The organism is Dactylosporangium vinaceum (assembly GCF_019904175.1).
Lineage (GTDB): Bacteria > Actinomycetota > Actinomycetes > Mycobacteriales > Micromonosporaceae > Dactylosporangium > Dactylosporangium vinaceum.
In genome coordinates this window covers 4,433,622-4,457,169 of record NZ_CP061913.1, presented here as the reverse complement: position 1 = coordinate 4,457,169, position 23,548 = coordinate 4,433,622, and the positions used below count along the sequence as shown (strand labels likewise).

Here is a 23,548-nt window from a genome sequence, read left to right as displayed (position 1 = left end):
CGGCAGCCCCGGCCGTCACGGCGACGGACGGTCGGCGGCATGTCCGGACACCAAGATCCGCGCTGTGGCAGCGGCAGATGACTGCTGCCAGCCTGCTACTGGGTGAGCTCGCGACTGGACGGCCAGCGCCGGCTCACCGGCAGGCCAGGGACGCCGCAGAGTTCGCCGGATTGGCCACCGTCGGTGACGGCATCCGGTCGGCTGCCGCGCACACACATCGGCCAGATCAGTGCGTCTGACGCTCGACGCCAGGAGGATCCAACGTGATCGAATGCCGTTATGCGGATGACGTACGACATTGATGCGAACGCTGCCTACCTCGCCATCGAGGAGCACGCCGCGGCCGGAGCCGCCGTCGAGCAAGTCGCCATCGAACGCCCCGGCCAAGGCGACATCGTCCTGGACTTCGACGCCGACGGCCACCTGCTCGGGATTGAGATCATCGGTGCCGTACGACTGCTCCACCCGACCATCGTCGCCGCAGCCATGCAAATCTAGATGCTGCTCGCGTAGACGCCCGGGTCACTCTGGCCGACGAACCTCGCAGAACTTTGGATGCGCGACCGGCGGCAGCGAAAGACGTCCGTGGCGACGGACCGGATGCAGCCCGAGGATGTCGGAGCTCGGATGCCCGTCAGTTTTCAGCCTGTCGCGGCCATGTCCAGGCGGGGACCTCACGAATCGGATGCAGTTGGTCATCGGTCTCGGCGTGCGAGTTCTGCTGGGCCACCCGGGCGCCGAACTCGAGGTGCTCGCGCACGGCCGCACGGAAGGCGTCGTCGTCCGGTAGGTCGGCTTCGTCGATCGCTTCGAGGTACAGCGCGACGAACCGTTCTCGCTGTTCGTCGGTGATCCTCAGATGGCGGTGGACGTCAATGATGTATTGAAATCCCAGGTCGGTGGTGAACCTATCGGGGCCGCCGAAGGACTCGGCGGTGAACCACGTGAGGTGTTCGACATGGCCGGGCTGGCGAGCAGGGAACACGCTGCGCAGCACGGGGTCGTCCAGCACCTTGTTGTAGAACAGTTCTTCCAGGCGATGGAGCGCCTCGTCGCCGCCGGCGAATTCGTACAGCGTGGTCATTGCCCCGTCCTTCGTAGCCTGGACTGAACGACGGGTGCGCTCCCGGACGATCCGATCGCTGTGACCGTCTCTCGTTGTGGCAAGCATAGGTCACCTATGCGCAGCAGTGATGTCCGGTCATCGGCACGACAGTGCGCCGACCGGTGTCCCCTCGCGAGCTGGGGTCGGCGCAGTACATCACGACCCGGCGGGCGTGTTCTCACTGGCCCGCCGACGTAGCTGTCCGTCAGAGACTGCCGACGTCGTTGGCGCGCACTGCCTCAAATCCACAAGCGAGAAAGGGGCTCCTGTGGACAGCCTTCGGGTCCGGTTCCACTGTTCGGCCGACCAGAGCACACGAACAGCGACCTTCTCGCGGGTCGATGGGGAATACCAGATCGTCGACGTGAGCAGTGCACCCGCCGCGACATCCCACGCCACGTGGTCCGGTGACGAACTGCCGGTCAACGGGTCCTTCGGGACCTCAGCCACCTACGTTGGGTGCCCAGGATGCGGCAGCGATGGCTTCGTGTGTTGCGGGTCCTGCGGCGGTCTCAGCTGCTGGTGTACCCGCGAGGAACAGTTCACCTGCGGCCGCTGCGGCAACGTCGGCCCCGTCTCGGGCGGCATCACCTCGATCCGCGCGCTCGGCACCAGGCCGATCAGGGAACTCGGCGGCGGTCGACCCGAGCTCACCGCCTGACCTACGCAGCAACCGAGTGCGCCGCAACACGCGCCCCGCCACGTCCCAAACCGACCGCCCGCCACGCTTCGTAGCGACCGGTTCGCGGCCAGATGTGGAGACCACGATCGTCAGGCGATCACGTTCGGATGATTGCCGGCAGGACAACGGTGGCCTCGTCGTGGGTGACACGCTCGTCCCAATGCGTCAGCGCCTGGCGGGCGGCATCTTCCACGACGGCTCGTTCCGGGTCGTCGCCCGCGAAAGCACGTACATCGTCCATGCTTGTGAAGAACGTGATGGATGTGAACAACACTTCGTCGCCGTCGTTGCGGCGTAGTAACCGTGCACCGCAGAAACCCGGAACCTGCTGCAGGTGTTCAGCGACATCGGTTTCGTAGTGGTGCTGGTAGTCATCCGCTGTCCTGGTCGAGGCCCATCCCCGCCACGTCCGGGCGATCATGCTGCAACTGCCCTTCACCCATACATTCGACTCGGCCAACCGGCTGTGTCACGTTGGAGTGTGCCACCGCGTCGCGGCATCCGCCTGCCCGTACGGCACGGGGCCCGGCGCTCCGGGTGCACGTGAAGCTCGATGGAGCTCCACGTACCTAGGCGTTGGGCCGTGGCCGCGCAGGACCCAGCCCGGGCACTTGCCGGACAGGGTACCCGCCACCACGAGCACTGGTGCGCAGGCACAACCCAGCCAGCTGGACAGTCAGTCGCCGAGTCGGGCAAAGGGCATGCGTTTCCCTGGCGCCGTCCGGACGATGACGCACCGGTAACGGCCTCGGCTCGCCGCCGCGCACCATCGGCGCATGACAGGATGTTGCTCGGTTTGACCCTCTTGACTACGCTCGCCCGGTTCGATGGCTTCCCGGGGACAGTCGAGTGCAATGCCCCTGTGCACAGAGGAGATGCCGATGGCCGTCTCGCAACAGCCCGACGAGTGGCAGGATGCGCTCACCGAGGCGTTCTGCGTCCTGCTCGGCAAGTCACTGCGCGAGTTCGACCCGGATGCGTCCTACGCCGTGTATTACAGCTGCAGCGATCTGGCGATCGAGCTGTTCAAAGCGGGTTTCGATGCAGGTCCGCTGGCCCGCGGCGAGATCGTCCACCCGCCGTTCCCGACGATTCCTGTGCTGGGCTCCCTCCTTGAGGGCTGGCACCACTTCGCCGCACACTGGAGTATCGACCTCGGACGATCGGCCTTCTACGCCGGCGATCCCGGTGACGGCGCCGCAATCGGCCTGCCCGAACTCGACACCGGGCTGCTCGGCGTCGAGCTCGGACGGATCCTCACCGAGCGCTCCCTGACCCCGCGCAAGATCCGCAAAGCCTATCCGGAGATCGAGTTCCGAGTACACACCGACGGCACGCTGTTCGACGCCATGCGGGCGATCACGGGAACGATGCGCGGCCCTGACCATCTGTTCCCGCTCTCACCCGGCCATGGGGTCGACCGCGAGTGGCACCAGCGACTCGGTGCGGTCACCCACCCCGGACTCAGGGACCATCTGCGCCACTTCTGCCGGACGGAGAACAGCGCGCGAAGCGACGGAGCGTTCTACCTCGGCACCGAGGACCCCGGCTTCGAACCACCCCGCCCGGTGCTCGCGGCGTGGCAGGTCGGCGAGGCCCAGTCGTGGTCCGCGGTGGTCCAAGTGCCATGACCAGCCGCCGCCGAGCAGCGCGAGGTAAGCGCCTCGGCGATAGACGCGCGCTCATCGACAGTGCAACGCGCCGCCGCCGTCGACCTCCGTCGCCCGGCGTGACAGATCAGCCGAGCCGCCGCGGACGACCGGCGGCAGATGGGGATGTCGGTGAAAGCCCGCGGCTGATGACGCCCTCGATCAAGCGTCACGGCCCTCGATGCGCTGCCGTCCGCGCGGCCTCGCTGCCCTGCGGCACATCGACGGGCTACGCCGACGCCGCCGCACTGACCGCGCGTCTACCGGGCCCGCCTGATCGGCGGGTCCGGTAGGCCACGTTGCTATGAGGCCAGCTTGATCCTTCCGTTCACCTCGTTGTTCTCGGACTGCTGATCCTCGAGGATGCGGATGCCGGGCTGCTCCTCGGTGATCTCGGCCCCGGCGCCGATCTGCGGGAACTGCTCGGCTGCATCCGCGCTGATCTTGGCGTCGTTGGCGACCGGGGACGTGAAGCGGAAGGTGTAGGACCGGGAGGCGCCGACGGCGTACGGGTACAGATGGCACCGCAGCCGCCAGGTCGTCACGACCCCCTGGTCGTTCTTGAAGCTGGTCTTGCTGCAGTCGTTGAGGTCGGTCTCGATGTCGACTGCTTCTGGCAGGCCGTGCTCGGCGAAGACGTACGCCTCGATGATCGCGCCCGGCGCCGTCGTGGGCCCGTTGTTGTGCACGGTCACGGTCAGTGACCCTCGCCGGGCGCCGCCGGACGGCGCGCCCAGGATTACGTCTCCGCCGTCCGTGACGGTCAGGTCGTTGGCGGCCGGCACCGGCGTGAACTTCGTCGGCCCGGCGGTCTGCTGGAACCGGCTCCCGTCGAAGCCGTAGCTGCGCCACTGGTGCTCGACCATCTCCTCGGTGGTGCCGCAGCAGGTGCCGCGGTCGCCCACCTGTACCCCGACCGCGCCGCCATCGTCGACCCGGATGTCGAACACGGTCTGGATCGCGTCCTTCTCCGACGTCATCACCACCCGGCCGACCGCAACGATCGAGCCGTCGGCCGTACGGTCGAGCGCGAGGACCACGTAGTCGGCGCCCTGAATGGCGCAGGTGATCAAGGCCACGGACTCGAGCGCGCCGTCGTGGTCGAAGTCGACGTCGACAATCTTCGTAATGGCGATCCTCGAGGCGGACTGGCTGTTCGTGGTCGGGCTGCCGGTGAACGTGAACCTTCCGGTCGGGCACAGGGACGGGCCGCCGGATGCCGGACCGAAGTCGACGGTCGCGTGGGCCAGTTGACCGGACGTGACCCGGCCGTCGGGCGCGGCGGGCGACGACTGGCTGGTCGACGGTGAGGGCAACGGCGACGACGACGGCTCGACGGACGGACTGAGGACGGGATCGATGCTGGTGGTCACGTCCGGCCCACGCCTGTCGTCCATGATGCCGCTCGCGTACACGGCAACCGGCGCCATGATCAAGATTGCGGCGAGCGCGCCCACCGCGACCATGCGCACGTGCCGCCGGTGGCGCACGGTCGTGCGGGCCGCGTCGGCTCCCAGGGGCACCGCCAGCGGGCCGCCCGCGCGGAAGGTCGCGAAGGCGTCCTCGACGAGCTCGAACTGCTGGTCCTCATGCATTGGGACGCTCCATCCTGAGTTCCGAGAGCTGCACGGCCAGCGCAGCCCTGCCCCGGTGCAGCCAGGCCTTCACGGTTCCCTCGGCGACCCCTTCCTGCTCGGCGATCTCGGCAACGGTCAGATCGGCGAGATGGAAGAGCACGACGGCCCGGCGGTGACGCTCCGGGAGCTTGGCGAGGGCCTGCGTCAGCGCCACCCGGTCCGGGCTCGGCCCCTCGACGTGCTCCTGGCGCTGCCGGCGCGCGTGCGCCTGCGCGACCCGAAGCCGCCGGAAGCGACTGGTCGCCAGGTTCCACGCGACCCGGCGTACCCAGGCGAGCGGGTTGTCGAAGTGCGCGACCTTGTCCCAGTGGGTCAGAGCCCTGCAGAACGCTTCCTGTACGACGTCCTGGGCCTGCGCCACATCGCCCGTGTACGCATACAACTGCAGTGACAGCCGCTGGAACTGCGCCGCGTAGAAGTCGTCGAAGCGAGGTGGTCCGGTGTCGTCGTAGGTGTTGCCCGCCGAGTGGCGTAGGCTCGTCACGTCTTCCTCCCCAATGGTGCCCGTCGAAGTCGTACGGCCGAACACGCCGCGCGACGCGGCCGGGTTGCAGTCGCCTCCAAGACACTTCGCCGGCCGTAGTATTGCGACCACGACGCCCGGGGATCACGCCACCCGGGCCGGTCGAGGGGCTCGACAGTGACGCTGGTGCCGGCCCCCGACCGGGGTGGCATTAGCATTTACGCGGTGAGCGCACCGTCCCCGTTCGTGGTCAAACCGGTGCTGGCCGGCAGCAAGGTCATGCTGCGGCCCTTCCGCGACGACGATCTGCCGGCGATCGCGGCGGCGCTGGCCGACCCCGAGGTACTTCGCCTGACCGGCAGCGTCCACAGCAGCGCTGCGGCCGCCGGCCGCCAGCCGCACGTCGACGAGCGGATGCGCCGCTGGTACGGCTCCCGCAACGAGCAGGACGACCGGCTTGACCTGGCAATCGTCGACAACGCCTCGACGCTCTGCGTCGGTGAGGTCGTGTTGAACAACTGGGAGCCGGCGAACGACAGCTGCAGCTTCCGGATCCTGATCGGTCCCGGCGGACGCGGTCGCGGTCTGGGCACGGAGGCGACATCATTGCTGCTTCGCCATGCGTTCGCCACGATGTCGCTGCACCGGGTGGAGCTGGAGGTCTACGCGTTCAACCCGCGAGCTCAGCGCGCCTACGAGAAGGCCGGCTTCCGCGTCGAGGGCGTGAGACGTGACGCTTTGGCGTTCGACGGCCGGCGTGTGGACTCGATCATCATGGCGGCGCTGGCCCCCGAGTGGACCGACACGATCACCGGACCCGCGTTGTAAGCGCCTCAACACATCCGTCTCTCGGCACACACGCGTTTCCGAAGACCCGGTGACTGAAGTTTCCCCGAGCCGCTGCGCGACCCGCCGGTGAATTTCGGCAGTTGCGCGGATCAGATGGAGGGGATTGCCGGGACGAGGTGGGAGGCTGCCGTGGTGGGCGTCGCTTCGAAGGAGGAGGACTTCACTCGGGTCACGGGACCGCTGCGCCGGGAAGTGCTCGCCCATTGCTATCGGATGCTCGGCTCGACGGTCGACGCCGAAGATGCGGTGCAGGAGACCTACGTGCGGGCCTGGCGTGCGTTCGACAGGTTCGAGGGGCGCTCGTCCGTGCGCGTGTGGCTGTATCAGATCGCCACGAACGCCTGCCTGCGGGCGATCGAGCAGCGCGGCCGGCGGGCGTTGCCGTCCGGGCTCGGCGCGCCCGAGGCGGCTCCGGCGGAACATCTGCGGCTCGCCGCCGCGCCGACCGGATGGATCGACCCGTTCCCGGCCGACCCGGCCGACATCGTGGGCCGGCGTGAGCACATCAGGCTCGCCTTCGTCGCCGCCCTGCAGCACCTGGTGCCGCGACAGCGCGCAGTGCTGATCCTGCGCGATGTCGTGGGGCTGCGGGCCCAGGAGGTCGCCCGGGTCCTGGGGACTTCCGCGGTCTCGGTCAACAGCGCGTTGCTGAGGGCCCGGGCGCAGCTACGGCGGGCCGCACCGGCCGTCGACACACTGGCCGAGCCGGCGGACCCGGCCGGCCGGGCACTGCTCGACCGGTACGTCACCGCCTTCGAGTCCGCGGACATCGGCTCGCTCACGGCGGTGCTGCGCGAGGACGTCACCTTCGAGATGCCCCCGTACGCGACCTGGTTCGCCGGCCGGGATGTCGTCGTCGGCTTCCTGTCCGCTCAGGTGGTGACCGCCCCGGACCAGTTCCGGCTGATGCCGTCCTCGGCCCTGGGACAGCCGGCCGCGAACGGCCAACCGACGTTTGCGACGTATGTTCGCGCCGCCGGCGACCTGCGTCTCCACGCCCTGCAGGTCATCGACGTGACGAACGGCGGCGTGGCCCGCATCCACGTGTTTCTGCGACCGGACCTCTATCCCGCCTTCCACCTGCCGTGGCGGGCGCCGGACCCGCCATCGGCGGCCGACCGGGACTGATCCGGGTTCGCAGCGCCCGGCGCCGGTGACTTTGCGCATCCCGGCGGATCTACACCTCGGCAGCACCACTTCCGAGGGAGCGGCACATGGGTGCATTGATAGGAACGGACGCGGTCGTCGTCGGCGCCGGCCGGGGCTTCGGCCGTGGGGTGGCCGTCGCGCTCGCCGAGGCGGGAGCGACGGTGGTCGGGGTGGCTCGTGATGCCGGGGCGCTGACCGCGCTGGCCGACCAGGTCGGCATCGTGCCGGAGCCGGGCGATGCCACCGACCCGGAACTGGTGGCGAAGGTCCTGACCGGCCACCGGCCGACGCTGCTCGTCCTCGTCGCGGGCGCCGAGCCACCGGGCGGGTCGTTCCACGAGCTGGGCTGGGAGGCGTTCTCCACCAACTGGCACGTGGACGTGCGCTGCGCGTTCGAGTGGCTCGGGGCGGCGTTGCGGCTGCCGTTGGCACCGGGCAGCCAGGTCGTGGTGTTCAGCAGCGCCGCGGCGTTGCGCGGTTCGCCGGCGAGCGGCGGGTACGCGGGTTCGAAGGCCACCCAGCGGTTCCTGGCCGCGTACGCGCAGGAGGAGTCCCAGCGCAACGGGCTCGGCCTCACGTTCACGACCGTGCTGCCGACGTTGAGCGCCGGCACCGACCTGGGGCGACGAGGCATCCAGACGTACGCCGCCCGCACCGGCCAGAGCGTCGCGGAGATCACCGCGGCACTCGGCGAACCGCTGACACCGGCCATCGCCGGCGCGGCCGTCGTCGAACTGATCGGGCGACCGACCGGCTCGGCCTACCTGCTCGGAGGGGCGGGCCTGCGGCCGCTCGACTGACCGACCGTACCGATAGATAAAGGGGTTGAAACGCATGTCACTCGAGAACAAGAACGCGGTGGTCTACGGGGCCGGTGGGGCCGTCGGGGGCGCCGTGGCCCGTGCCTTTGCCAGAGACGGGGCGCGGGTCTTCCTGACCGGCCGGAATCTCGCCGCGCTCGACAGCCTGGCCAAGCAGATCGCCGCCGACGGCGGGTCGGCGGAGACGGCCGAGGTGGACGCCGTGGACGAGGACGCCGTCAACCGGCACCTGGATGCCGTCGTGGCCTCCGCCGGGTCGGTGGACGTGTCGTTCAACGCGATCGGCATCCCGCAGCAGGGCGTGCAGGGAATCCCGCTGGCCGAACTGTCGGTGGACAGCTTCCGGCGGCCCATCATGACCTACACGACGGCGCACTTCGTCACCGCCACCGCGGCCGGCCGCCGAATGGTCCCGCAGGGCTCCGGCGTGATCATGATGCACACGCCGGAGCCGGCCCGGATCGGCGCACCGCTGGTGGGTGGGATGGGTCCAATGTGGGCGGCGCTGGAGGGGCTGAACCGTTCGCTGTCGGCGGAGTTCGGACCGTACGGTGTCCGTTCGCTGTGCCTGCGGACCACCGGCATGGTGGACACGCCCGTCATCGACGTCGTGTTCGGCCTGCACGCGAAGGCGATCGGGATCACGGCCGAGGAGTTCGCCGGGATCATGAACGGTATGACCCACCGGAAACGGCCGACGAGCCTTGCCGAGCTGGCCGACGTCGCCGCGCTGCTGGCCTCCGACCGCGCCGCGGCGATGACCGGTACGGTCGCGAACCTCACCGGCGGCGTCATCGTCGACTGAGCCACCATGTGCCGCGGGCCCGATCGCTGCATCGGTCGGGCCCGCGGCGGGCATCGCGGCGAGGCGGAACGGAGCCGCGAGGAGCGAGTCACGTTGGCGTGGGCCCGGCGATGTCGGAGAACCGGGCGAAGGCGTCGCTGACCGCGGCGGGCAGGTCGATGCCCTCGGCGAGCGCGCGGGCGTGCCCGGCCGCGAAACAGGCGGCGGCCAGGTTGGACGCCAGGACGGCGATCTCGAGTGTTGCGCCGTGGCGCAGGAGTACCTCGACGCCCGCCTCGACGTAGCCGTACTGCTTGACGAGGTTGCGGGCCTGCAGGTCCGGGTGCTCCTCGATCAGCCGCTGCCGGACCGCAAGCCAGGCCGAGTGCTCGGCGATCCGCTCGCTGACGGCGAGGACCCCGCAGGTCGCGACGTCCAATGCCGTGGCCAGCGAGTCGCCGATCGGCGTCAGGGCCGCCGCGCGTTCCTGCGCCACCGTGACCAGCACCTGCTTGAGTTCGGCATCGTCGGCGAACATCACCTCCTGCTTGTCCACGAAGTACCGGAAGAAGGTGCTGCGACCCACCTCGGCGCGCGCGGCGATGCCGCTGACCGTGACGTTGTCGAAGCCGTGCTCGGCGAACAGCGTCATCGCCGCCTCGATGATCGTGGCCCGGGTGCGGTGGTGCTTGCGCTCGCGTAGTGGGGGCGTGCTGTTGTCTTCCATCGCTGTCGAGTCTACGGTACGAAGTCTCAAATGGAACTCAGTCCCATGAGGAGAACGCGATGATGTCAGTGCTGATCACCGGAGCTTCGACCGGCATCGGCCGCGCCACGGTCGCCCACCTCGTCCGCAACGGCTTCCACGTCTGGGCAACGGTCCGCGCCGACGCCGACGATCACGAGCTGCGCGCCGCCCACGGCGACGCGGTGAGCGTGCTGCGCATGGATCTCACCGACCACGACTCGATCACCGCGGCCGGCGCGGTGGTCTGCGCGGCCGGGCCCCTGCACGGTGTGGTCAACAACGCCGGGGTCGCGCTGCCGGGCCCGCTCGAGCACGTGCCGATGCAGGTGTTCCGGCGCCAGATCGAGATCAACCTGGTCGCGCAGCTCGCCGTGACGCAGGCGATGCTCCCCGCGTTGCGGCTCGCGAAGGAGCGCGGTGAGCGCGCCCGGATCGTGATGATCGGGTCGATCGGCGGCCGTATCGCCGGGCCCATGCTCGGCGGCTACCACTCGTCCAAGTTCGGGCTGGTCGGGCTCAGCGACAGCCTCCGCGCCGAGCTGACGCCGTCCGGGATTCCGGTCGTCATGATCGAGCCGGGCGCCATCGCCACCCCGATCTGGCGCCGCGGCCGGTCCGCGGGCGATGAGGTGACGCGGCACCTCACGGCCGGAGCGCGGAACCGCTACGCCAAACAGATCGAGGCATCGCAGGCCAACGCGGCCAGATCGGCCGAGAGCGGACTCCCGCCGGCGCGGGTCGCCCGGGTGATCCACGAGGCGCTCACCGCCCGCAGCCCGCGCGCGCGGTACCTCGTCGGGCCCGACGCCCGGGCCGCCGCCACCCTCACCCGGCTGTCGATGCGCCTGACGCGCCGGCTGGTCGCGGCGAGGGCCTGAGGGCGACGGGTCAGCCGGGCCGACGGCGCACGGCCGCGCGGAAATCCTCGGCGCGTGAACCGGACACGCGCACGTCGTCGGGGTCGGCGCCGTTGAACAGGGCGACGATCGCGAGCTCCGTCCCAGCGATCCTCACCGTGGCGTCCGGGGCGGGGCCCAGCCGCGGGTCGGTCAGGCGGCCGGCGTCGATCCGGCCCGAAAGCGTCGTGCCGTCCTCGTCGACCGTGACCTCGATCGTCGCCCCGTCGGCCGGGGTGAGGTCGGCGTGCTCGAGAAACGCCTCCATGGCCAGCAGCGTCCAGTGCCCGCGCACGAGGTCGTCACCCGGGCCGGTCAGCATGAGCGGCAACGACCAGCGGGCCAGGGCCCGAAGGGTGGGGCCGAGCGCGCGGCCGCGCTCCGTCAGCTCGTAGACGTGCGTCCCGACCGGGGGCTGGGGCGCGACAACCGTCACCAGGCCGTGCTCGGTCATGGTCCGCAGGCGCTCGGCCAGCAGGTTGGTGGCGATGCCCGGCAGGTTGCGGCGCAGGTCGGTGAAGCGGGCCGGGGCGGCGATGAGCTCGCGGACGATCAGGAGCACCCAGCGGTCTCCCACGACGTCGAGCGCACGGGCGATCCCACAGAACTGTCCGTACGTGCGCATGCTCGGAGTCTACTGTGCTTGCAAAAATAAACCATCTACTTTATTTTTTAAACCATGTCACCCACGCGTCCACGGCTGGCGTTGGCCGTGCTCTGTCTCTCCTCGTTCACCATCAACCTCGCAACGATGATCGTGAACGTATCGCTGCCCACCCTCACCCGGGAGCTGTCCGCCTCGACCGACGACCTGCTGTGGATCGTCGACGTGTTCAACCTCGTGTTCGCCGCGTTCGTGCTGGCCGCGGGCTCGCTGAGCGACCGGTTCGGCCGCAAGGGCGCGCTGATGACCGGGCTGGTGACGTACCTCGCGGGCTCCCTCGGCAGCGCCTGGAGCGGCAGTGCCGGGGCCCTCATCGGCTGGCGCGCCCTGGCCGGCCTGGGCGCCGCCGTCATCTTCCCGACGACCCTGTCGATCATCTCGAACCTCTTCCGCGACCGGGCGCAGCGTGCCCGGGCGATCGGGCTGTGGGGCGCGACAAGCGGCGTCGCCGTCGCCGCCGGCCCGATCGTCGGCGGCGCGCTGCTCAAGTCCTACTGGTGGGGCTCGGCCTTCCTGGTCTGCGCCGTCATCGCCGCCATCGCCCTGGCCCTCACCGCGTTCACCGTGCCGACCAGCCGGGACCCGTCCGCGCCGCGGCTCGACATCGGCGGGCTCGTGCTGAGCACGGCCACTCTCGGGCTGGTGGTCTACACGATCATCAACGCGCCGGACCGCGGCTGGGTCGGCGTGGCCACCCTCGGCGGCTTCGCCGGCTCCGCGGTCCTCGGCGCGGCCTTCGTCGTGCTGGAGCGCCGGGTGGCGCAGCCGATGCTTGACGTGTCGCTCTTCACCAACCTGCGGTTCACCGCGGCCTCCGGCGCGGTCACCATCACGTCGTTCGCGCTGTTCGGCTTCATTTTCCTCATCGCCCAGTACTTCCAGTTCGTCCTGCACTACGGCGTCCTGGAGGCGGGCCTGCGGCAGATTCCGGTCGCACTCGCCGTCGCGATCTCCTCCATCCTCGGCACCCGGCTGGCCGTCCGGATCGGCACCAAGACGGTAGTCACGGCCGGGCTCCTGCTCATGGCCCTCGGCTACCTCTGGGTCTCTCGCGTCGACGAGCACACCGCATACATCACGATCGCCCTGCAGATGCTCGTGGTCGGCGCCGGCATCGGCCTGACCAGCGCCCCGGCGACGGAGGCCATCATGGGCGTGGTGCCGCCCGCCCGGGCCGGTGTCGGCTCCGCCGTCAACGACGCCACCCGCGAGCTCGGCGGCACGCTCGGCGTCGCCGTGGTCGGCAGCGTCGCCCTGTCCGTGTACCGCGACCGCCTTGCCGGCGGCGGCCTCGACGCCGGCCTCGTCAGCCGGGCCCAGCAGTCCCTGGGCGCGGCCGCGGCCACTGCCCGGGCCGCGGCCCAACCGGCACTGCTACGACTGGCCGAGGACGGCTTCCTCTCCGGTCTGGCCATCGGCTGCTACGTCGCCGGCGGCGTGACCCTCGTCGGTGCCGTGCTCACCCTGCTGTGGCTCCCGGTCCACCCGGCCCCGAGCGCCGAACCGCAGGACGCCAGCCCCACGATGGTGCCGGCCTGACCGGGCGGCATGCACCGTGGCAGTGGCCGTGCCGAGAGCGGCCGCGGAGGCGGGCTCGGTCCTCACCGGCGGGCCGGGCGGCTGTTGAGCGCGAGCGTGGGCGAGGCCGCGTCTGAGCTCGGCAACGGCTCGCCGTCCTGCAGCGGCGCCGTCTCTGCTGCCCGCGGATGACGTCCCAGGAAACCTCAGCAGCGTGTCCAGGGATCGGCGCGCCCGGGAGCCGGCGGGTCGCAGGCGATCGTCCATCGCCTGCGATTCCCGGCCAGGACAGTGTCGCCAGCGCTGCAGGGTGAGCAGGACGGGCCGGATTGGTTCATCGTCTGGCTGGCAGGCACCTCGTTCGACGTATGGGCCGGGGAGGCGCTGAGGCTGGGCTCCGAGTCGTGGTGCGGGGAACGAGCCGAGGCGGCACAGCTCGTTATGCTCCCCCACGCATTCCTGGCCGTCACCGCCGCGCAAGCCGAAAAGGAGGCCTGCAAGGGATCGGGGCGGCCTCCTCCCCTTCACCCTCAGCGAGGTCCGACGCCTCCTGGCACCTGATGAGGATCGTCCTCCAGCCGAACACATCAACCGGTGGTCACGATGGCACCGCCGTCACCAATTCAGGGCTGGCGTAGCCGGCGGATCGCCGCGCTCTTGGGTTCACCGTTGGTTGCGGGCCGGTAGGTGACGAGGAGTACGCCGTCGGAGCCGAGCTGTCTCGATTCGACGAGCTGGAGGCGCTTGCTCTCGCGCGTCGGCCCGAACAGTCGCTTGCCGTCGCCGAGCACGACCGGAAACACCATCATTCGCAGCTCGTCGAGGAGGTCGTTGTCGATCAGCGTCTGTGCGAGCTGGAAGCTGCCGTGGACGACGATGTCGCCCTGCACCTCGCGCGTGAGTTCCGCGATCCGCTCGACCGGGTCGCCGTCGAGCACCCGGGTATTCCACCCGGGGTTCTCCAGCGTCGACGAGACGACGTATTTGGGCAGGGCGTTGAGCAGGTCGGCGAGCTCGCCTCGCGCCGACGGCCAATGCCGCGCGAACAGGTCGTAGGTAACCCGGCCGAGGAGAAGCGCTGCCGAGTTGCGCATCTCCTGGAGTTTGAATGACCTGCCGTCCTCGCCGGGGTCGAACCGGAACTGCCAGCCGCCGCGCTCGAAACCCTCGACGCCCCCATTGTCCTCGACCACGCCGTCGAGCGTCATGTGCTCCGTGACGATGATCCTTCCCATCTGCTGCCTCCCTGTTCGTCGCCGGCTGATGTATGACCGCCACGGCTGCACGCCGTAGTCCTTCCACGCCCGCGCGACGGTGGCATGGTCGATATTCGACTTGGCGGCCAGCAGCCGGAACGACCAGTGTGTCACTCCCAGCCGCTTCGGCGGTGTGGTCACCGTCTGCCGGCTCACGTCCAGCCTGCCCGCGATCCCGGTGTCGCTCACCCGTCCGCGGCCGGCAGCACGATCCGAGCCCGCTGCGCCAACCCGGCCTCTCCACACCGTCAGCCGCTCACGATCCCCATCGCGCAGTCCCGAGGAGCAGCTCGCAGACCACATTGTCCCGCGCCACAACGCCCAGCGACTTCGCGACACGACAGCAGGTCATCGACTGGCAGCGGCAACTGGATCAGGTGGTTCACACGCTGTCCGCAGGCGTGGTGGTGCGGCGCTGGCTGATACCGGTGGAGCAGCAGCCGGCGCGCGCTCCGGCTCAGGGACCTGTGGCCGCACATCGCCGTCGCGACCGTAGCCGTCAACGCGGCAATGGTGGTGGCGTTCGGTGCGCTGGTTGGCCGTGCCGCTGCAACAGCTCGATGAAGTTGAGGTACCCCCAGATCCGTTCATGGGCGGCGAATGCACGCAGGACATCGGGCGTCGGACCCTGCGCGTCGAGCAGCGTGGCGGCCAGCTCGATGACCCGGTCGCGCCGCTCACCGGGCAGCTCGACGGCCGCCGCCACCAGCTGCGGCGCGACGGACTCCGCAGCGGGCACAACTGTCCCCTGCACGAACAGCGTGTGCCGCAGGCTCCGCAGCGCCTGGTCGAACGCGTCCTCATCCCTGAGCCCGTCGAGATGCCCCGGCAGATCGGACAGCTTCCCGTTGAAGACCATGCCCGGATGATGTTGCGCGTGCACTCGACGGCCCCGAGGACCGGGCGGGCACGCCGGCCGGCGCTGACGCGCTCGCCGGGCGGCAGGGGCTGATCGCGGCGTTCGGGCTGCTGGTCGGGCTATTGGCAATGTCGGTCGTGCAGCGGCGGGTGGCGGCGCCGATCGGGCGGGCGAAGGTTCTGCCGCCGGGCCGGGCGGCTTCGGTGCTGCTCGGTGAGCTGCCCCGCCGTGCGCTGATCCCGCCGGCCGACGCGGCCATTGGCTGGTACCGGCTGCAGACGATCCGGGTACGCACGGCTGCGGCCCCCAGGCTTCGTCGCCCGGGGACCGCAGTCAGATCAGGTGGTGCAGGTGTGCCGTTCCGACCGTGACGCTCAGAGGGCGCTACGACGGCCGCGGCCCATGACGGCGACGGTGATGGCCACGCCGACGGCGGCGACGATGACCTGCACGAGCAGCTCGCCCCAGTCCACGCCGGGGGTGTCGGTGGACACGCCGATGGCGTTGGCGATGGCGGTACCGATCAGGGCGGCGACAACGCCGATGACCATGGTCAGCCAGATCGGGATGTTCTGGCGGCCCGGGACCACGAGCCTGCCGAGCGCGCCGATGATCAAACCGACGATCAGCGCGGTAATGATTCCGGTGACGGTCACAATTTCCTCCTGAAGCCAATCAGCGGCGCCGATTTCGCCGCCGACAGGAGATTGCCCGGACCGGCCTCGCGGTAAACACGACCGCTGCGCGGGCGTCTCGCGTGACGGCGCAGCAACGCCGATGCAGCTCCGCAACCGGTCCGGACCGCGGCCCCTACCACCGCGCAGGGCAGCGAGAACGGCTGTCAGCTGCCGTCCGCCGGTGGTTGGCGGCGGCTCGCGAGCCAAGGCGCCAAACCCTGGTCGTCATCGGCCGCGATGAAGGCCGCCCGCACGTTGAGCAGGGCCTCCTCCGTGTGGGCCAGGCAACCCCACACCGTGGTCCCGGACGGGTCGGCCACGCGGACGGCGGCCGGCTCGGGGCATGGCACACCGCCACGCCCGCCGATCGCACACTCCGCCGGTGCATCGCCGCGGGCCGCCGCCCGTGCCGCCGCCTCCTGCAAGATTGAATACCCGACGTCCTGGCGCCCGGCGGTGGCGGAACCGGTATTCGCGCGCTGGCCGAGCACCACGACGTTGCCGTCCGGGTCGGCGGTGCGCAGCTCACCGCCGAGCGCGTGTTCGGGGTAGCCGACATGCTCACACGGCGTCCCGGCCGCCGTGAGTGCCGCCTGCACGGCCGCAACATCCTCGGACAACAGGTACACGGCAAGCGGCAACGGCGGCGACACCGGGCTCGGATCGACCCGGACCAGCAACACGGTGCAGTCGCCGGCGCCGAGGTACCGGTAGCCGCCCTGCGCGTCCCCGCCCCTGCGCTGCTCAACCAGCCCCAGCAGCTCGTAGAACGACTGCGCGGCATCAAGATCGCGCACGTAGCACACCGGGATGGCGTCCTGCACTGTCAGCACGACGCCTACCCTATGGCACCGCTCGACGCTCCCATCACCGCCACGCCCTCCCCCGACGATGATCAATCCGCCGTCAGCCTGCGGGCGTACGCCCAGGGACCGATGACCCTGACGCGTCAGGCGAATACGGTGAGTCGGTGAATCTCCGCACTCCGCTGACATGGTTCCTGCTGGGCAGCTATCCGCTGGTGGTGGCGGCCGCCGCGGCGAACGGCGGCACCGACAGCTTCGGCCTGCCCGGGATGCGGTACACACTGCCACTGCTGGTGGTGGTCATGCCGCTGGTACTGCTGCCCCGTCGCCCAGTGATCGCGCTTGCCCTCATGCTCACCGGCTGCCTGGTCATTGCCGCGTACGTGTGGTCATGGGAGTTCGGGTACCTGCGCGACGTGCGGTTCCTGCAGTTCATCGCGATCGATCTCACGGTCGGCTACATCGCGACGCACCGCCCGCCACGGGTGTCGATCCTGGCGGCGACGGTGGCGTGCGTGGCGGAGGTCGGCGTCATCGCCGTCGGCCGGCTCGCGAGCGCACCGTCGTTCGTCCTGGCCCTGGCCATGGCGATGCTCGCCGCCTGGCTGGTCGGCAACCGCAACCGGGAACGCCGGGCACACGCCGACGTGGTACGCGCGCAGGAGGCATCACAGGCGATCACCGCCGAGCGGCTGCGCATCGCCCGGGAACTGCATGACATGGTTGCGCACAGCATCAGCATCATCGCGATCCAGGCGGGTGTCGGCGCGCGCGTGATCGATACGCGGCCGGTCGAGGCGCGTAGTTCGTTACAGGCGATCGAGACGACCAGCCGGCAGGCGCTGGCCGGTTTGCGCCGGGCGGTCGGGGCGTTGCGCGGCAAGGAGACAAGCGACGGTCACCACGCACCGCTGCTGGAACCGTTGCCCGGCCTGGCCGACCTCGACCGGCTCATCGCGGTCACCGCCGACGCCGGCGTCACTGTCGAGCTGCGCTGGCAGGGCGCGCGCCGCCCACTGCCGTCCGACCTTGATCTCGCGGCGTTCCGGATCATCCAGGAGGCCGTGACGAACGTGGTGCGTCACTCCGGTACCGACGCCTGCCGTGTGACGATCGGCCACGACGACGCCGAACTGACGCTCGAGATCGTCGACCGGGGCCCGGCCGGGCCGGCCGCATCCGATGCCACGCCGGAAACGAAGTCCCGTGGCGGGTTCGGGCTGCTCGGCATGCGGGAGCGGGCGACGCTGTTGCGCGGGCACTTCACCGCCGGACCACGGCCCGCCGGCGGCTACCGGGTCGCCGTCCGTCTGCCACTGCCCAGGACCACCTGAACACCAGCCGGAGCGACACCATGCAACTCCAGCAAAGCCCACTGGTGCGGCTCGTCCTCGTCGACGACCAACCACTGATCCTGGCCGGGCTGCGGGTGCTCATCGCCGACACACCCGGCATCGAACTTGTCGGCGAGGCCGGCAACGGGCGGCACGCGGTCCGGCTGGTCCGCTCGGTGCGCCCGGACGTGGTCGTCATGGACATCAGGATGCCCGACATGGACGGGATCGAGGCGACCCGGCAGCTCATGGCCGAACCGGGCACAGCCCGGGTCTTGATTCTCACCACGTTCGACGAGGACGAGTACGTCTATGCGGCGCTGCGCGCCGGGGCCAGCGGCTTTCTCGTCAAGGACATGGCGCTTGAGGACATCGTGCAGGCGATCCGCGTCGTCGCCGCCGGGGACGCCCTGATCGCCCCGAGCGTCACCCGCCGGCTGATCGCGGCGTTCGCCACGCCGGCGGCACCACCACAGGCCCAGCCGGACAGGGGCCGGCTACCGGACGGCGTCACACCCCGGGAGACGGAGGTGCTCACGCTCGTCGGTCGCGGCATGTCGAATCAGGAGATCGCCGCACACCTCACCATCAGCGTCGCCACGGCGAAGGCCCACGTGGCCCGGCTGCTCACGAAGCTCAATACCAGGGACCGGGTGCAGCTCGTCATCCGCGCCTACGAGTACCAGCTCGTGCCGTGATGACGCCCCGAGCACCACCCGCCTGCCGCAGATGCAGCCCACGGGCCGACGACACGCCGGCCGATCACCGGCATCGTGAAGCCACGGTTCCTACACAGCGGAGGGCACATGGCAGCGACACCTGCGGCACACAGCAACCGGGTACGCCTCACTCGCAGACAGGCGATCACGGCTGCACTGACCATTGCGGCGGCCGTGCCGGTCGAGTTCGCGGGCACCTCGCGGGCGTCGGCCTCCCCGGCTCCAGTCCGGCTCGTCCTGCCCGGGCCAACCGGCCCCTACCCGGTCGGCACGGTACCGCTGCACCTCATCGACCGCGCACGTCCAGGACAGCGTCGCGAGTTGATGATCAGTATCTGGTACCCGGCGCAGCACGTCGACCGGCATCCAGCGGCGCCGTGGATAGCACCCGCGGTCCTGCCGGCACTGCTGGCCTCCGCCGGGCTCCCGGCCGACATCGCGGCCGCACCCTTGACCGCCGGGCACGTGGGCGCCCCGGTCCGGCGCACCATCGGACGGCTTCCGGTGATCATGTACTCCCACGGCGCGCACGGCCACCGGGCCGAGAACACGATCGTCGTGCAGGAGCTCGCAAGCCACGGGTACGCGGTGGTCACCGTCGACCACACCGATGACGCGTTCAGTGAGTTCCCCGACGGCCGGGTCGTCGTACCGCTGCAGGACCCGCAGCGGGCGCTGGGCCCCGCGGACTTCGCCGACGACATCCGGTTCGTGCTCGACCGCATCGCCGCGCTCGCCGCCGGCGCCGATCCCGATGCTGCGCACCGGACGTTGCCGGCCAACCTGTGCGGTGCACTGGACCTGACTCGCATCGGCATGTTCGGCTGGTCCAAAGGCGCAACGGCGACCACCCTGGTCATGCAGGCGGACCGCCGCGTCAAGGCCGGGCTGGCCATCGACGGCCCGATGCAGCCGACGATCACCACCGACCTGGACCGTCCCGTCCTGCTGCTGACCGCCGTATTCACCCGGGCCGAGCCCAGCGTCGCCGAACTCCTGTCGCACCTGCGCGGATGGTGGCGCAATCTGCAGGCCGTCGGCGCTGTCCACTCCTCCTACAGCGACTACCAGGCCCTGATGCCACAGCTGGCCGTTGTCGCCGGGATGAGCGACGAGGAACTCCGTGACTGGATCGGCACCCTTGACCCGGCCAGGGCGGTGCGCATCCAGCAGGCGTACCCGCTGGCGTTCTTCGACCTGCACCTGCGGCAACGTCGGCAACACCTGCTGGACGGCCCGGACCCGGCTTTCCCGGAGGTGATGTTCGTGCCGTAACCGACGGCTGCAGGCTGTGGGTCAGTCCGGCCAGCGGCCGGTGGCGCGACGGACCGCAACCGCGCCGGCCCGGTCCACGGATGCCTTGACGACGGCGAAGACGGCGCCCTGCAAGGCCGCGGCCGCGAGGATCTCACCCCAGCCGCGGTCCTCGTCGGTGGCGTTCGGTGCGTCGTCGCCGTGCCCGGCGATCTTCCAGAGTTGCTTGAACACCAGCCCCGACACGAGCCCGGCACCCACACCGAGCAGCAGCCCGACCGGCTTGTAGGCCACCTTGGCCGCCCAGTTGCTCATGCCCGCCTCCTTCGCATCACGTACACCACGACACCAGCCACCACGAGAGCGGCCGCGACCACGGCCCACGGCAGCGGACGGCGGGCCTGGGCCGGCAGATCCGCCTCGCGCACCGCCTCCCGCACCGACGTCGCCGCAACGCTCGTCTTCTCGGCCGCCACACCGGCGGCGGTGCCGGCCTTCTCCGCGACCGTGGTCGCGGCGTCACTCACGGCCCGGCGGGTCTGCTCCGCCGCTGCGCCGAGGCGCTGCTTGGCGTCGTCGACCACGTCACCCACCGCCTGCTTCGCGCGGCCCTTCACGTCGGCCTTCGCTGCGAGCGCCTCGACGGTGTCGCCGAGGGCGGCACGAGTCCGGATGATCTCCGCCCGCAGTTCGTCCGGGTCCTGCGGCGCCGCGGATGCTCCTGAGCTGCTCATGCCCGTCGTCCTTCCTGGACCGCGGCCTTCACCGCGGCTACGTCCGCGTCGGGATCTGCTCGACCGTCGGTCGCTCCGGCGCTCGTCGGCTCGGCGTCCGCCGGGAGCCCGCTGTGCGCACGGGGCTCCGTCTTCGCATTTCCTTCGATGCGACGCTCTTGCCCTTGCCATCCGCCGGGTAAACGTTCCGGCCAGCGCCGTGACGGTGGCAGTGCGCAGGGGGTCCTGCCTGCGATGCCGGCGGGCGCGATGATGCGCCGGCCGCCGCGGGCGCCCACCCTGCGATTGGCGCCGGCGTCGAGGGGGTATCAAATCGGACATGACCACGAGCGAGGACGCCGGCCAGCGGCACCGCACCGCGGCCACCATGCACGCAACCGCCCAGCAGCTCGAAGAGGCCGAGGACACCCTGCACCGCAGCGCCCAGCGCTCACCGGACAGCGAGACCCGTCGACGCCTCGACGATCTCGGCGACGCCGTCACCGCTGAAGCCCGCCACATCGACGACCGCGCCGACCGGATCACCGGCCCGTCGGTGTAGGCGCAGGGGGTCCCGGGTCCGTCACGGCCCGGGACCCCGCCGCCTCAGTCCTCGAGGGCACCCGTCGGCGGCTGTACCGCACGGCGGCGAATCTGATCGCCCAGGCCGAGAGCATCCAAAGCCGTCCGCAGGGCAGCCATCGTGGCGTTGAACTCGTCGGCGCCCAGGGTGTCCCGCAGCCGTTCGTCGATCTCCCGCCGCGCCGCGCGTGCTCGTCCGACGGCGTCCCGACCGGTCGCGGTAAGCGTCATCGGCCGGCGGCGGCGGTCACCGGTGCCACTGACGACCTCGACGTGCCCGAGGTCCCCCAGCTCCTTGAGCGCCTTGGACACTGCCTGCTGGCTGATGCCCAGCTCGTCGGCGATCTCCGTCGCCGTGGCCGGCCCGGTCACCAGTCGCTGCATCAGGTAGCCGTGTCCGGGGCGCAGCCCCGTGCCATCGAGCGCGCGGAGCACCCGATGCGTGACCGCATCGCCAAGCAGGGTGAGCGCGGACGACATGTCCAATGCGGGATTCCGCTCTTCCAACACACAACCATAGTTGTGTACTCTGGCCGCCATGGCAAATCGCACAACCATGGATGTGGAATCCGTCGTCCGCCGCTATTACGCCGTCGTCGCCGACCTCTCCTCGACCGAGCACGACCTCCGGGCCCTGCTGTCGCCCGATGCCCGCATCACCGAACACCCGAATGCCGTCACGCCGGCCGGAGCCGTGCGCGACCGGGCCGGCACCGTCGCCGGGTTCCGCGCCGGGAAGGCGCTGCTCCGCGAGCAGTCCTTCGACGTCCACGAGGTCTTCAGCGCCGGCCCGCGTGCGGCCGTGCGGGCGACCTGGCGCGGCGTCGTCGATGTCGACGCCGGTCCGTTCCGGGCCGGCCAGGAGTTGGTGGCCCACGTGGCGGCGCTGCTGACGGTTCGCGACGGCGTCGTGGTCGACCACGAGACGTTCGACTGTTATGAGCCCTTCACCGCCGCGCAGGCGGCCTCGTGACCGCCGCCGCCCAGCCGCTGCGGCCCCGCACCCCACCGGCGGCCGGCGACGCCGCTCAGTAGGCGAGCGTCGGCGCGCGGTGCACCCACTCGCGAGCGTTGATCTGCTCGACGACGAACGCGGCGAGATCGGCGCGGGCGAGCGTCCAGCCGCCACGAGGGTTGTGGCCGTCCTCGACGCGGTACGTGCCGCGCGCCGGCGCGTCGATGAGCCTGGGCGGCCGCACCAGCGTCCAGTCCAGACGGGTGGCGCGGACGAGGGCCTCCATGGCCTGCATGTCGGCGTACACGTCACGCAGCAGCAGGGGACGCACGACGCGGCGGTACAGCAACGGCAGGAACGGATCCCGGAAGTTCACACCGCGGGACGAGACGGCGACGAACCGCCGTACCTCCGAGCCGTTGAGGGCATCGATGATGGTGCGGGTGCCCTCGGAGAAGAGCCCGTGCGGGTGCCGCCCACGGCTGGCGATGGCCGAGACGGCGGCCTCGTGGCCCGGCAGGACCGCACGTACCGCCTGCGCGTCACGGACGTCGACCGTGGCGAGGCTCAACCGGCGACTGGCCGCCCAGTGCCGGTCGAGATCGCTCAGGGTGTCCGGGCGGCGCAGGGCGGCGGTGACGTGATACCCCTCGGCGAGAGCCCGATCGACGATGAGGCGCCCGGTCCGCCCGCCGGCGCCGAACACGACCACCGCGCTCACGACTGCACCGCGCCGGCGGAAGACCCGTTCGGGGCGTGCGGCGTCCCCGGCGGCGACGTGGGGCTGTGGCCGTCCGGCGGAGATGGGGTGCAAACACGGTCCAGGCAGTCGCGAACGACGCCCTCGACGAACGCGTCGTCGAGCGGCTCGCGCGAGAACCAGCGACGATAGAAGTACGGGCCGGCGATCGCCGCGATCACGTCGGCCGGGTCGCGGTCGGGTGCGAGCTCCGCTCGCGCCTTGGCCCGTTCGGTGACCGTGACGAACGAAGCCATGAGCCGCGCGTGCAGCTCGGCATGGAGTCCGGCCAGCTCCGGCTCCCGTTCGGCGGCATCCACAATGGACGGCAGTACGACGGCCCAGCGCGCGGTCCGCAGCTGCTCGGCCAGGTCCAGGGACAGGGCGGTCAGATCCCCCGCGAAGCTACCCGTGTCGGGAACCGGCGGTGCCGACCCGATCGTCGAGCACGCCTCGATCAGCAGTGCCGCCCGCGACGGCCAATGCCGATAGATCGTGGTCTTCGAAACGCCCGACCGCCGCGACACCTCATCGATACTGACCCCGCCGATCCCGCCCGCCGACAGCAGCTCGTAGGTCTGCGCGAGGACTGTCGCCTTCGACCGCTGCACCCGGGCGTCGACCGATCTGTCAGCTGGAGCCACGATGCGATCTCCGATCGATACTAGAAACAGTACGCTACCGTATCG

The 23,548-nt window shown here is 70.5% G+C and carries 29 protein-coding genes; 14 read left to right on the top strand and 15 right to left on the bottom strand.

Going from position 1 to position 23,548, the window contains the following annotated elements; genetic code table 11:
• Positions 1-285: 285 nt before the first annotated feature.
• Entirely contained in the window at positions 286-498 is a 213-nt protein-coding gene (locus Dvina_RS19785) for a DUF2283 domain-containing protein (RefSeq protein ID WP_223103948.1), read from the top strand.
• A 136-nt stretch (positions 499-634) separates the two neighbouring features.
• On the opposite strand, the gene Dvina_RS19780 is transcribed toward Dvina_RS19785, so the two are convergent.
• Positions 635-1,084: a group II truncated hemoglobin gene (locus tag Dvina_RS19780; protein WP_223103947.1), complete on the bottom strand. Its 450-nt coding sequence runs from the start codon at positions 1,082-1,084 to the stop codon at positions 635-637.
• A gap of 289 nt (positions 1,085-1,373) precedes the next feature.
• On the opposite strand from Dvina_RS19780, the gene Dvina_RS19775 reads away from it, so the two are divergent.
• Positions 1,374-1,766: a hypothetical protein gene (locus Dvina_RS19775; protein WP_223103946.1), complete on the top strand. Its 393-nt coding sequence runs from the start codon at positions 1,374-1,376 to the stop codon at positions 1,764-1,766.
• Between the two features lie 118 nt (positions 1,767-1,884).
• Here Dvina_RS19775 and Dvina_RS19770 read toward each other — a convergent pair whose 3' ends face one another.
• Positions 1,885-2,208, bottom strand: a complete 324-nt coding sequence (locus tag Dvina_RS19770) for an antibiotic biosynthesis monooxygenase family protein (RefSeq protein ID WP_223103945.1) — start codon at positions 2,206-2,208, stop codon at positions 1,885-1,887.
• Positions 2,209-2,668: 460 nt separating this feature from the next.
• Between Dvina_RS19770 and Dvina_RS19765 the strand changes: the two genes are divergently transcribed.
• Positions 2,669-3,418, top strand: a complete 750-nt coding sequence (locus Dvina_RS19765; protein ID WP_223103944.1) for a hypothetical protein — start codon at positions 2,669-2,671, stop codon at positions 3,416-3,418.
• Positions 3,419-3,738: 320 nt separating this feature from the next.
• Here Dvina_RS19765 and Dvina_RS19760 read toward each other — a convergent pair whose 3' ends face one another.
• Positions 3,739-5,031, bottom strand: coding sequence for a hypothetical protein (locus tag Dvina_RS19760; RefSeq protein ID WP_223103943.1), 1,293 nt, complete (start codon positions 5,029-5,031; stop codon positions 3,739-3,741).
• Positions 5,024-5,557 (bottom strand): SigE family RNA polymerase sigma factor, encoded by a 534-nt coding sequence (locus tag Dvina_RS19755; RefSeq protein ID WP_223103942.1) that lies wholly within the window; start codon positions 5,555-5,557, stop codon positions 5,024-5,026. Before Dvina_RS19755 ends, Dvina_RS19760 begins: the two co-directional genes overlap by 8 nt.
• A 258-nt stretch (positions 5,558-5,815) precedes the next feature.
• Between Dvina_RS19755 and Dvina_RS19750 the strand changes: the two genes are divergently transcribed.
• The 4 genes from Dvina_RS19750 to Dvina_RS19735 all read left to right on the top strand — a co-directional run bounded on the left by Dvina_RS19750 (position 5,816) and on the right by Dvina_RS19735 (position 9,160).
• Positions 5,816-6,364, top strand: a complete 549-nt coding sequence (locus Dvina_RS19750) for a GNAT family N-acetyltransferase (RefSeq protein ID WP_223105610.1) — start codon at positions 5,816-5,818, stop codon at positions 6,362-6,364.
• A gap of 153 nt (positions 6,365-6,517) precedes the next feature.
• A complete protein-coding gene (locus tag Dvina_RS19745) occupies positions 6,518-7,513 on the top strand; it encodes an RNA polymerase subunit sigma-70 (protein ID WP_246656321.1) in 996 nt (331 codons plus the stop codon).
• Between the two features lie 86 nt (positions 7,514-7,599).
• Positions 7,600-8,334, top strand: coding sequence for an SDR family oxidoreductase (locus Dvina_RS19740; protein ID WP_223103940.1), 735 nt, complete (start codon positions 7,600-7,602; stop codon positions 8,332-8,334).
• A 34-nt stretch (positions 8,335-8,368) separates the two neighbouring features.
• On the top strand, positions 8,369-9,160 hold the full coding sequence (locus Dvina_RS19735) for an SDR family NAD(P)-dependent oxidoreductase (protein ID WP_223103939.1): 792 nt from the start codon (positions 8,369-8,371) through the stop codon (positions 9,158-9,160).
• Between the two features lie 88 nt (positions 9,161-9,248).
• Here Dvina_RS19735 and Dvina_RS19730 read toward each other — a convergent pair whose 3' ends face one another.
• Positions 9,249-9,866, bottom strand: coding sequence for a TetR family transcriptional regulator (locus tag Dvina_RS19730; protein WP_223103938.1), 618 nt, complete (start codon positions 9,864-9,866; stop codon positions 9,249-9,251).
• Between the two features lie 59 nt (positions 9,867-9,925).
• On the opposite strand from Dvina_RS19730, the gene Dvina_RS19725 reads away from it, so the two are divergent.
• Positions 9,926-10,765 (top strand): SDR family NAD(P)-dependent oxidoreductase, encoded by an 840-nt coding sequence (locus Dvina_RS19725; protein ID WP_223103937.1) that lies wholly within the window; start codon positions 9,926-9,928, stop codon positions 10,763-10,765.
• A 10-nt stretch (positions 10,766-10,775) separates the two neighbouring features.
• On the opposite strand, the gene Dvina_RS19720 is transcribed toward Dvina_RS19725, so the two are convergent.
• A complete protein-coding gene (locus tag Dvina_RS19720) occupies positions 10,776-11,408 on the bottom strand; it encodes a winged helix-turn-helix transcriptional regulator (protein ID WP_223103936.1) in 633 nt (210 codons plus the stop codon).
• A 126-nt stretch (positions 11,409-11,534) separates the two neighbouring features.
• Here Dvina_RS19720 and Dvina_RS19715 point away from each other — a divergent pair, with 126 nt between their 5' ends.
• Positions 11,535-12,986 carry an MFS transporter gene (locus Dvina_RS19715; protein ID WP_223103935.1) on the top strand — a complete coding sequence of 484 codons (1,452 nt, stop codon included), beginning with the start codon at positions 11,535-11,537 and terminating at the stop codon, positions 12,984-12,986.
• A 602-nt stretch (positions 12,987-13,588) separates the two neighbouring features.
• On the opposite strand, the gene Dvina_RS19710 is transcribed toward Dvina_RS19715, so the two are convergent.
• From Dvina_RS19710 to Dvina_RS19695, 4 genes are all read right to left on the bottom strand, one after another.
• On the bottom strand, positions 13,589-14,410 hold the full coding sequence (locus tag Dvina_RS19710; RefSeq protein ID WP_223103934.1) for a dihydrofolate reductase family protein: 822 nt from the start codon (positions 14,408-14,410) through the stop codon (positions 13,589-13,591).
• A 310-nt stretch (positions 14,411-14,720) separates the two neighbouring features.
• On the bottom strand, positions 14,721-15,080 hold the full coding sequence (locus Dvina_RS19705) for a hypothetical protein (protein WP_223103933.1): 360 nt from the start codon (positions 15,078-15,080) through the stop codon (positions 14,721-14,723).
• 374 nt (positions 15,081-15,454) lie between these two features.
• Complete coding sequence (locus tag Dvina_RS19700; RefSeq protein WP_223103932.1) at positions 15,455-15,736, bottom strand: GlsB/YeaQ/YmgE family stress response membrane protein; 282 nt, start codon at positions 15,734-15,736, stop codon at positions 15,455-15,457.
• A gap of 185 nt (positions 15,737-15,921) precedes the next feature.
• Positions 15,922-16,581, bottom strand: coding sequence for a VOC family protein (locus Dvina_RS19695; protein ID WP_223103931.1), 660 nt, complete (start codon positions 16,579-16,581; stop codon positions 15,922-15,924).
• A 146-nt stretch (positions 16,582-16,727) separates the two neighbouring features.
• On the opposite strand from Dvina_RS19695, the gene Dvina_RS19690 reads away from it, so the two are divergent.
• From Dvina_RS19690 to Dvina_RS19680, 3 genes are all read left to right on the top strand, one after another.
• The gene (locus Dvina_RS19690) at positions 16,728-17,897 is read left to right on the top strand and encodes a sensor histidine kinase (RefSeq protein ID WP_223103930.1); all 1,170 of its coding nucleotides are present in this window, start codon (positions 16,728-16,730) and stop codon (positions 17,895-17,897) included.
• Positions 17,898-17,917: 20 nt separating this feature from the next.
• Entirely contained in the window at positions 17,918-18,595 is a 678-nt protein-coding gene (locus Dvina_RS19685; protein ID WP_223103929.1) for a response regulator, read from the top strand.
• Between the two features lie 108 nt (positions 18,596-18,703).
• Positions 18,704-19,891 carry an alpha/beta hydrolase family protein gene (locus tag Dvina_RS19680; RefSeq protein ID WP_223103928.1) on the top strand — a complete coding sequence of 396 codons (1,188 nt, stop codon included), beginning with the start codon at positions 18,704-18,706 and terminating at the stop codon, positions 19,889-19,891.
• Positions 19,892-19,912: 21 nt separating this feature from the next.
• On the opposite strand, the gene Dvina_RS19675 is transcribed toward Dvina_RS19680, so the two are convergent.
• Both Dvina_RS19675 and Dvina_RS19670 read right to left on the bottom strand, forming a co-directional pair.
• Complete coding sequence (locus tag Dvina_RS19675) at positions 19,913-20,185, bottom strand: DUF4235 domain-containing protein (RefSeq protein WP_223103927.1); 273 nt, start codon at positions 20,183-20,185, stop codon at positions 19,913-19,915.
• A complete protein-coding gene (locus Dvina_RS19670) occupies positions 20,182-20,604 on the bottom strand; it encodes a DUF3618 domain-containing protein (protein WP_223103926.1) in 423 nt (140 codons plus the stop codon). Before Dvina_RS19670 ends, Dvina_RS19675 begins: the two co-directional genes overlap by 4 nt.
• 319 nt (positions 20,605-20,923) lie before the next feature.
• Here Dvina_RS19670 and Dvina_RS19665 point away from each other — a divergent pair, with 319 nt between their 5' ends.
• Positions 20,924-21,145 carry a hypothetical protein gene (locus Dvina_RS19665; protein WP_223103925.1) on the top strand — a complete coding sequence of 74 codons (222 nt, stop codon included), beginning with the start codon at positions 20,924-20,926 and terminating at the stop codon, positions 21,143-21,145.
• Between the two features lie 44 nt (positions 21,146-21,189).
• Here the strand turns inward: Dvina_RS19665 and Dvina_RS19660 are convergent, their stop codons facing one another.
• Positions 21,190-21,723 (bottom strand): MarR family winged helix-turn-helix transcriptional regulator, encoded by a 534-nt coding sequence (locus Dvina_RS19660; RefSeq protein WP_223103924.1) that lies wholly within the window; start codon positions 21,721-21,723, stop codon positions 21,190-21,192.
• On the opposite strand from Dvina_RS19660, the gene Dvina_RS19655 reads away from it, so the two are divergent.
• Positions 21,704-22,138 carry a nuclear transport factor 2 family protein gene (locus Dvina_RS19655; protein WP_223103923.1) on the top strand — a complete coding sequence of 145 codons (435 nt, stop codon included), beginning with the start codon at positions 21,704-21,706 and terminating at the stop codon, positions 22,136-22,138. The genes Dvina_RS19660 and Dvina_RS19655 overlap by 20 nt on opposite strands.
• A 55-nt stretch (positions 22,139-22,193) precedes the next feature.
• Here the strand turns inward: Dvina_RS19655 and Dvina_RS19650 are convergent, their stop codons facing one another.
• The gene (locus Dvina_RS19650; RefSeq protein ID WP_223103922.1) at positions 22,194-22,841 is read right to left on the bottom strand and encodes an NAD(P)-dependent oxidoreductase; all 648 of its coding nucleotides are present in this window, start codon (positions 22,839-22,841) and stop codon (positions 22,194-22,196) included.
• On the bottom strand, positions 22,838-23,503 hold the full coding sequence (locus tag Dvina_RS19645) for a TetR/AcrR family transcriptional regulator (RefSeq protein WP_223103921.1): 666 nt from the start codon (positions 23,501-23,503) through the stop codon (positions 22,838-22,840). The genes Dvina_RS19650 and Dvina_RS19645 overlap by 4 nt, the downstream gene beginning before the upstream one ends.
• Positions 23,504-23,548: the final 45 nt, after the last annotated feature.